Source organism: Micromonospora sp. CV4, from assembly GCF_003667455.1.
Classification (GTDB): domain Bacteria; phylum Actinomycetota; class Actinomycetes; order Mycobacteriales; family Micromonosporaceae; genus Micromonospora.
The window spans coordinates 1-560 of sequence record NZ_RCVI01000445.1; the positions used below are offsets into that span (position 1 = coordinate 1).

Here is a 560-nt window from a genome sequence, read left to right on the forward strand (position 1 = left end):
CCCGCGCCGGGCAGGCCGGCACGGGCATCCGGACCGCCGGTCGGGCCGGTGGCGGCGATCGCGTTCGTCGGGGTGGGTGCGGCGTCCGCCTGCGTGGGCGAGGAAGCGGGTCGGGCCGGCGCGGCGGGCTGCGAGCGCGGCGGGCCGGACAGCGACACGCCGCCCCGCTCACCAGCCACCTCGCAACGGATCTGCCAGCGCCCGCCCAACTCCTCGTAGAGCGCGTCGGTGAGCACCGCCGCGTGGTCGGCCATCATCTTGGCCAGCACGGTGGACTTGACCGTCAGGACCAGCGTGTCGCCGTCGAGGTCGCGCACCACCGCGTCGCGCATCAGGGCCGCGATCCGCTTGTTGGTCCGGTTGACCTTGCCGACCACGTCGGGCCAGACCCGGCGGACCGCGACCGCGTCCAGCGCCGCGGCCGGCGCGCCGGGTCGGGGCGGCTCGGGCGTCGCCGGGTCTGGAAGCACCGCCGACGGCGGCACCGCGCGGCGGGGGGCCGGAAAGCACCCGTCTCGCCGGCCAGTGCCGGTTCGACCGGTGGATCTCCGGCCCCCCGC

Annotated in this window: 1 pseudogene; it reads right to left on the minus strand. The window is 77.7% G+C overall.

The features are described 5' to 3' along the window. Positions 1-560, minus strand: a pseudogene (locus EAD98_RS30295) (DNA polymerase III subunit gamma and tau); the annotation flags it as partial.